This window comes from Planomonospora algeriensis (genome assembly GCF_977012225.1).
In genome coordinates this window covers 1-4769 of the sequence record NZ_CDRNDK010000465.1, presented here as the reverse complement: position 1 = coordinate 4769, position 4769 = coordinate 1, and the positions used below count along the sequence as shown (strand labels likewise).

Here is a 4769-nt window from a genome sequence, read left to right as displayed (position 1 = left end):
GCGGCCTCGCGGCGCGTCTGCGCCCGCGCGTACTCGGGCATGAGCCTGGCGGCGAGCGCGCAGTCCAGCACCCCCACCAGCGCCGGGCGCTCCGCCCGGCGCGCGCGCACGCGCGCGTTGCTCTCCTCGATCCGCCTGAGCTCCTCTGCCACCGACTGCTCGAAGGGCAGCCGGAACAGGGCCTCCAGGACGTCGCCGAGCACCGGCGGGGCATCGTGGCGGGCGGCCTCCTCCACTCCGGCCGCGGCGGGCGCGGGGTTGACGTACATCAGCAGCCGCCGCACCTGGCGCTCCGCCGGTTGCCGGTAGATCGCCGCCAGCGCCGGCTCCACGGGCCGGTTCAGCAGGACGCCCCCGTCCAGGACGTAGCGGCTCGGGGCGAAGGAGGCGATCGCCGGTCCGGCCCCGGTCGCGCCCAGGTCGGGGTGGAGCCCGTCCGGGCCGTCGGCGCCGACCGGGGCGAAACCCGGCTCGAAGGCGACGGGGAACGAGGACGTGCACCGGGCGGCGAGCGCCAGTCGGCGGGTGACGCCGTGGGAGAAGTGGAACGGGTCCTCCTCGGGCCGCGTGCCCGCGTCCCGGGCGAAGCGGAACATCCCCGCCGAGTCGATCTCGGTGATGGGGTTGCCGAAGTCGTCGTGGAACGGCACGTGCTCGCCGTTCATCAGCGTCCCCGTGATCATGAGGTCGATCGGCCGTTCGCGCGGCGGGACGTAGCGCTCCGGACGCCGGTGGGCGGGGACCAGCCGGTCGAAGGCCCCGGCGAGCTCCGGCAGGAGATGGTCGTCACCGCGCAGCAGGGAGGGCCGGTGCGGGGACACGGGGTTGCGCAGCAGCCGCACCAGTGACCCCGTCTCGGCCCACACCCGGCCCAGCGGCCGCAGGTCGGCCCGGTACACCTGGGCGTACGCCAGCGCGGCGCCGTTGATGCCCCCGGCCGACGTGCCCGCGATCACGTCCACCCGGGCCGTCGCGCCCATCAGCTCCAGCAATCCCTCGTAGACCTCTCCGCGGACCTCTCCGCCGGTCCAGCGGTCCTCCCGGGCTCCGTGGGCTCCGTGCTCCTCTTGGACTCCGCGGTCTTCCTGGGCTCCTCGGGCCTCCCGGGCCCCTCCGGCGTCGGGTGAGCTCAGGGCCAGCCGGTTGATCTCGTTCGTCACCCCGCCCATCCACACCGCGAGGCTGACACCGCCGTTCATCACGACGGCGATCCGGATGTCCTCCCGGTCGTCGTCCGGAACGACGGCGGAGGGTGTGTGCCGTGCTCCCATCGCGCTCCCCCGGATCGGTCCTGCCCTGCCTCGCGACCGGTTCCATGACAGCGCCGAACGCGGATGTTCCCCCGGCGACCCGACCGGTCCGCGCGGAAAGCCGACCGGATCGAGACCCGGATTTCACCTCCCCTTTGCCCGCCCCTCCGGACCCCGGCGAGATCCGGCCGGGATCGCGCGGTACCAGGCCCCCACCGGGCCCCCACCGGGCCCTCCGGGGGGCCGCGGGCGGCCTTTCAATAGACTGCGGGCATGCCTTCCGCACTGATCACGGGCGCGACCGCCGGCATCGGCGCCGCGTTCGCCCGCCGCCTGGCCGCCGACGGTTTCTCCCTCGTCCTGGTCGCCCGCGACGAGAAACGCCTCCTGGCCCGCGCCGAGGAACTTCGCCTGCGCTACGGGGTGGAGACCGAGGTGCTCCCCGCCGACCTGGCGAGCGAGGAGGGCCTGGCCGCGGTCGAGCGGCGGCTCCGCGAGGGTGTCGACCTATTGGTCAACAACGCCGGGTTCGGCCTGCGCGGCGCCTTCCTCGACGTCCCGGTCGCCGACGAGCTGCGCATGCTGAAGGTGCACTGCGAGGCGGTGCTCCGGCTGACACTGGCCGCGCTGCCGGGGATGCGGGAGCGCGACCGGGGCGCGGTGGTCAACGTGGCCTCGGTGGCCGCGTTCTTCACCCGGGGCACCTACAGCGCGTCGAAGGCATGGGTGGTCAACTTCAGCGAGTCCGCGGCCACCGAACTGGACGGCGGCCGCGTCCGGGTGATGGCGCTGTGCCCGGGCTTCGTCCGCACCGAGTTCCACGAGCGCGCCTCGATGAACGTCTCCGGCATCCCCGGTTTCCTGTGGCTCTCGGCCGACGACGTCGTCGGCGAGGCCATGCGCGATCTGGCCCGGGGCGTGCGGGTGAGCGTGCCCGACCTGCGCTACAAGGCGATCGTCGCGGTCGGCCGGCTCCTGCCGCTCAACCTGACCTCCCGGATCTCCCGCGGCATCGGCCGCAGATAACCGGGGGACGCGAAAGGGCCCGTGCCACGGGAGGGGGTCGTGGCACGGGCCCAGTCGTCCTACGGGGATGGTCAGATGCGGACGTTCGCCGCGTGGCCGATCGCCAGGCCGGAGGCCGGGTCGAAGAAGTGCAGGTTGTGGGTGTCCACGACCAGCTCGATGTTCTGGCCGGGGCGGACGTGGCTGCGGGAGTTCACCCGGGCGGTCCACAGCGACTTGTCGCCGACCAGCGGCAGGGTCGCGTCCTCGTCGTCACCGGCGTCGGCGGCGGCGACGGTGTCCTGGTGCTGGACCGGCGGGGCGTCGATCAGGAACAGGACGTTGATCTCGGAGCCCAGCTCCTCGGTGACCTCGGCGCGGACCGGCAGGCGGACCCAGCCGCCGGCGTGGCCGTTGGCGGCGACGGCGTCCTCGAAGTCGGAGGGGCGGATGCCCAGGATGATCTTCTTGCCGATGTACTGGTCGAGGCCGGCCTTCTCGGCGAAGGTCGAGTCCGGGACCGGGAGCTTGTAGCCGGCGAAGGCCACGGCGGCGCCGCCCTCGGTGCGGATCAGCTCGGCGTTGACGAAGTTCATGGACGGGGAGCCCATGAAGCCCGCGACGAACAGGTTGACCGGCTTGTCGAACAGGTTCTGCGGGGTGTCGACCTGCTGGAGCAGGCCGTCGCGCAGGACGCAGACCCGGTCGCCGAGGGTCATGGCCTCGACCTGGTCGTGGGTGACGTAGACGGTGGTCACGCCCAGGCGCTCGTGCATCGTGTTGAGGGAGGCGCGCATGGAGACGCGGAGCTTGGCGTCCAGGTTGGACAGCGGCTCGTCCATGAGGAAGGCCTGCGGCTCGCGCACGATGGCGCGGCCCATCGCGACACGCTGGCGCTGACCACCGGAGAGGGCGGCCGGCTTGCGCTTGAGGTACTGCTCCAGGCCGAGCATCTTGGCGGCCTCGTTGACCCGCTTGGAGATCTCCGCCTTCGGCATCTTGCGGAGCTTCAGACCGAAGGCGAGGTTCTCCTCGACGGTCATGTGCGGGTAGAGCGCGTAGTTCTGGAAGACCATCGCGATGTCGCGGTCCTTCGGCGGCAGGTGGTTGACCACCCGGTCACCGATGATGATCTCGCCGCCGCTGATGTCCTCGAGGCCGGCGATCATCCGCAGCGCGGTGGACTTGCCGCAGCCGGACGGACCGACCAGCACCATGAACTCGCCGTCCTTGATCTCAAGGTTCAGGCCGTTCACGGCTTTCACGCCGCCCGCGTAGATCTTGTCGACGTTGCTGAGAACGATGGAAGCCATGGAAGTCCTTAACGCCTCGGGCCAACCCCGCGTTCACCCGATAGTGGATACGTTTTCATGCATCTCACCCGAACCGGACATCCCTGTCAAGAGAAAAGCCTGTTTTAGGCCGTCATCAGTGTCTCTGTTATCCCTCCGTGCTGGAGCGAATACGGAAAACATGATGGAATCGTTTCCATGAACACGCGCAGGACGACCATCAAGGACGTGGCGGAGGCGGCCGGCGTCGGAGTGGCCACGGTCTCGCGGGTCCTGTCGGGCGGCTCGGCCAGCCCCGAGACCAGAGAGCGGGTGCTGGCCGTCGCGACCCAGCTCGACTACCGGCCCAGCGCGCTCGGGCGCAACCTGCGCCAGCAGCGCTCCGGCGGGATCGGGCTGCTGGTGCCCGACATCACCGACAGCTTCTACGGCCGCCTGGCCGACGGCGTGCTCGCCTGCGCGCGGGCCGCCGGCGAACCGGTGATCCTGGGCACGACCGGTGACGACGCCGAACGCGAGGCGGAGCAGATCGGCATGCTGCTGGAGCAGGGCGTGGGCCGGGTGGTCGCGGTCCCGGCCGGGACGCGGAGATCTGGGCGCCGACCCTGCGGACCGGGCTGACCACGGTGTTCGCCCACCGCTCGGCGGCGGGCCACGGCGACGTGCCCGCCGTGCTGGCCGACGACCGCAGCGGGGTTCGGACCGCGGTGGACTACCTGACCGGGCTGGGCCACCGGCGCATCGCCTATCTCGGCGGGCCCGGCCAGGAGCAGCGCGTGGCGGTCTTCCGGCAGGCGCTGGGCGCCCTGGTGGACGAGGAGCTCATCGTCTTCGCCCGCGGCAGCCGCGACTCCGCCTACGCGGCGGCGGCCGGGCTCCTGCAGCACCGCCCCGATCTGACGGCCGTGCTGGCCGGCGGCAACCTGCTGGGCGAGGCCGCCGTGCTGGCCGCCCGGGAGCTGGACCTGCGGGTGCCCAAAGACCTGTCGATCATCATGTTCGACGACGTGCCCTGGGCCGAGCTCTGCTCCCCGCCGCTGACCGTGATCGCCCAGCCCGCGCAGGACATCGGCTACCGCGCCGCCGAACTGGTGCTGCGCGAGGGGGGGCCGCCGCCCGCGCGGCGTGCTGCTCCCCACCGAGCTCGTCGTCAGGGGCAGCTGCGGCCCCCGGCGCGCCTCGTGAGTCGCGCAGCCGTACGGCCCGGCCCCGCCTCCGCGCC

5 protein-coding genes are annotated in these 4769 nt (G+C 72.2%); 3 read left to right on the top strand and 2 right to left on the bottom strand.

Annotation, left to right across the window (positions count from 1 at the left end; genetic code table 11):
- A partial coding sequence (locus ACWJ6R_RS30355; protein ID WP_449065511.1) for a patatin-like protein occupies positions 1-1271 on the bottom strand: 1271 nt, incomplete at its 3' end.
- 252 nt (positions 1272-1523) lie between these two features.
- Here ACWJ6R_RS30355 and ACWJ6R_RS30350 point away from each other — a divergent pair.
- Positions 1524-2276: an SDR family NAD(P)-dependent oxidoreductase gene (locus tag ACWJ6R_RS30350; protein ID WP_449065510.1), complete on the top strand. Its 753-nt coding sequence runs from the start codon at positions 1524-1526 to the stop codon at positions 2274-2276.
- 71 nt (positions 2277-2347) lie between these two features.
- Here ACWJ6R_RS30350 and ACWJ6R_RS30345 read toward each other — a convergent pair whose 3' ends face one another.
- Entirely contained in the window at positions 2348-3568 is a 1221-nt protein-coding gene (locus ACWJ6R_RS30345; RefSeq protein ID WP_449065509.1) for an ABC transporter ATP-binding protein, read from the bottom strand.
- A gap of 177 nt (positions 3569-3745) precedes the next feature.
- Here ACWJ6R_RS30345 and ACWJ6R_RS30340 point away from each other — a divergent pair, with 177 nt between their 5' ends.
- Complete coding sequence (locus tag ACWJ6R_RS30340; RefSeq protein WP_449065508.1) at positions 3746-4168, top strand: LacI family DNA-binding transcriptional regulator; 423 nt, start codon at positions 3746-3748, stop codon at positions 4166-4168.
- Between the two features lie 5 nt (positions 4169-4173).
- On the top strand, positions 4174-4769 hold a 596-nt coding region (locus ACWJ6R_RS30335; RefSeq protein ID WP_449065507.1), incomplete at its 3' end, for a substrate-binding domain-containing protein.